Raw genomic sequence first — 2,668 nt, 5'->3', positions numbered from 1 at the left:
GTTGGGAGATTGCTCGGTTTGCCTAAAGGGGAGACGGCCGACCTGGGGTTTCGGCCACGAACACTATTTCCCGCCTGGCCTCAGGTGGAAATCGTGAAAAGCTTGCTGTTCAGAGGTCAATTGCATCGAACAGCCGTGCCGCAAGCTGAGGCAGAGAGACCTCATTTGCTGTGCTCCTTTCAAGCCCCGGAGAGGGGCCGCCTGGGTCGTATCGGCACGAGTGCGCTGCCCAGAAGCGGATTGGCCCGCAAATCGGCAACGACCAGGCAACTGTTCACGCTTTTTGCGTCAGTTGCGGGCGATCCTCGCCCGAAGAGCCGTCCGCCAGCCTGGGCAAGGTGGCCAATGCGCGGAGCAGCTTTGCAGGCTTCACGGGCCCGACTGCGGGCATGGCCGGTGTCCGGGATGGCAATCTGGCCGGCGCCGCACCGAGCGCAGCGTGAAGAGGCCAGGGCCCGCCCTTCCCCGGGCACGGGAAAGGGCCGCCGCGTGTATTGGCCGGCACCGCCGGCCTGGGGACATGCCCAATCAGCCGCGGACGTTCAAGCCCGCAGCGGCACCACGCGACTCTGGTCGACTTCCTCCACGCTGCCGTTGGCCATCTTCAGGACCCGGTCTGCGAGATGGAAGTAGCGGTCGTCGTGGGAGATGACGATCAGCAGGTGGCCGCGGGCGCGCAGTTCGGGCAGCAGCTCGGTGTAGAACAGGTGGCGGAAGCTGGGGTCCTGGTCGGCGGCCCATTCGTCGAACACCATCACCGGGCGCTGCTCCAGGTAGGCGTGCACCAGCGCCAGCCGCTTGCGCTGGCCGGTGGACAGGTCGGTGGTGCTGAACGAGCCGTCCACCACCGACACCTTGTGGGCGATCTCCAGCCGTTCCAGGTACGGCCGTGCGGCTTCCGGCAGGCTGGCGCGGCCGCCGGTTTGGCCGTCCACGGCGGCCAGGTCCTCGAACAGGTAGAAGTCCGAGAAGACGGTGGTGAACAGCTGGCGGTAGTCGTCGCGGCGCTCGTCGCTCACGGGCTCGCCGTCCAGCACCACGTCACCCTGCTGCGGCGCATAGAGGCCCAGCAGCAGCTTGATCAGCGTGGTCTTGCCGGAGCCGTTGTCGCCGACCACGAACACCAGCTCGCCGGGATGCAGCGTCAGGTCGATCGGGCCCAGCGTGAAGGGCTCGGCGCCTTCGGCGGGCTCGAACGCATAGCGCACGCCGCGCAGCGCCAGCGACTCGCGAAAGCGCACTTCGCTGGGCGGGCGCGCCAGGTGCAGATGCGGCTCGGGCGTGGCAAAGCGCAGCGACAGGTCGGCAATGCGCTCGAAGGCCACCTTGGCCCGGCCGACGTTGGGCAGCGTCAGCGTGATCTGGTCGATCGGCCCCTTGAGGAACAGCAGCACCAGCACGAAGCCGCTGAGCACTTCGGGCGCCATCGGGCGCATCGCCGCCCAGCCGAGGATCACCGCGATCAGCAGGAAAAACAGCGCCGAGCCGAAGGCCGTGCCGAGCACGTAGATGTTGATCGCACGGTTGTTGATGTCGCGGATGCGGTGCACCGTGCCTTCGATCTGCCCGTCGAACACCCGCGAGCGGCGCGCCCTGTGCATGCGCAGTTCCTTGGCGCCTTCGCTGATGCCGCGATAGGCCTTGTGCAGCGCTTCCTCGCCTTCGCGGGCATGCCAGAAGCCGGCCACGCCGCGCGACTGCACCAGCGTCTGCACCGCAGTGCCGATCACCAGCGCCACCACCACCAGGCCGAACAGCGCCGGCGACAACCAGGCCAGGTAGGCCAGGCAGCCCAGCGCCACGGCCAGCGCGATGGTGGTCGACGCCAGCGCGAAGGCCACGTCGCTGATCATGTCCACGTCCTGCGTCAGCACCGGCATCAGCCTGTGCGTGCGGTAGCGCTCCAGCGCGTCGATGGGCGCCGCGAGGATCTTCTGCGCCAGCCCGGTGCGCACCTGGGCCACCAGTTGCTGGCCGACCCAGTTGGTCGAGATGTCCGACAGCGCGCGGCCGATCAGCGCGGCCACGCACAGCGACACAAAGGTCAGCAGCAGCCCGCCGGCCAGGCCACCCGGCCGGTTCAGCACCTGGTTGATGGTGCCGAGCAAGGCGACGGTGGCGGCACCGGCTGCTATGCCGGTCACCGCGGACAGCACGATCCAGGGCAGGAACGGGCGCAGCAGACGCCCCATCTCGCTGGCCGGACGGCGGGGTTCATCGTTCATGGCGCGCGCAGTCATGGGTCCTCGAGGTGGCTGTCATCCCTGATCCAGACGATCTGGCGGGCCGGATGTTTAGGGGCTCAACACGATGCTGGTCAGTGCCGGGTCGCGCGAAATCTCGGCCTCGGTGAACGGGAAGGCCAGCCAGTCGCGCCGCACATAGCGTTGCACCGGCGCGGCGCCCGCCAGCCCTGCCCCGCCGCTGACCGCCTGCTCGTCCTGCCCATGCGCCAGCAGCGTGTGGGCCTGCAGGCCGCGCGGGCCGAAGCTCACCACCTGCAGGTAGCTGTTGGCCGAGGTGTTGGGGCCCAGCGGGTCGCTGCCGTCGTCGTTGCAGGCGGTGGCGAAGTAACCCACGCCGTCGCAGCCGCCATAGACCGGCAGCGGCCCTGCGCCGGTCTGCACCAGGCGCTGGCTGGTGGTGGTGGCAGACAGCGCAGTACCTT

Annotated in this window: 1 protein-coding gene and 1 pseudogene; both read right to left on the bottom strand. The window is 68.6% G+C overall.

Features of this window, described 5'->3' with window-relative positions:
• Positions 1-542: 542 nt before the first annotated feature.
• Positions 543-2,225, bottom strand: coding sequence for a cyclic peptide export ABC transporter (locus FKP22_RS26620; RefSeq protein WP_141290943.1), 1,683 nt, complete (start codon positions 2,223-2,225; stop codon positions 543-545).
• Between the two features lie 69 nt (positions 2,226-2,294).
• Positions 2,295-2,668, bottom strand: a pseudogene (locus FKP22_RS32830) (penicillin acylase family protein); the annotation flags it as partial.

The sequence above is a fragment of the Ideonella azotifigens genome (genome assembly GCF_006519715.1).
GTDB lineage: Bacteria > Pseudomonadota > Gammaproteobacteria > Burkholderiales > Burkholderiaceae_C > Ideonella > Ideonella azotifigens.
Note: the sequence above shows the minus strand (reverse complement) of the source record. Positions and strands in the feature narration are given on the sequence as shown.

Coding starts and splice junctions, on each gene's coding strand:
- FKP22_RS26620 (WP_141290943.1), bottom strand. CDS start 2,225: ATGAACGATGAACCCCGCCGTCCGGCCAGCGAGATGGGGCGTCTGCTG.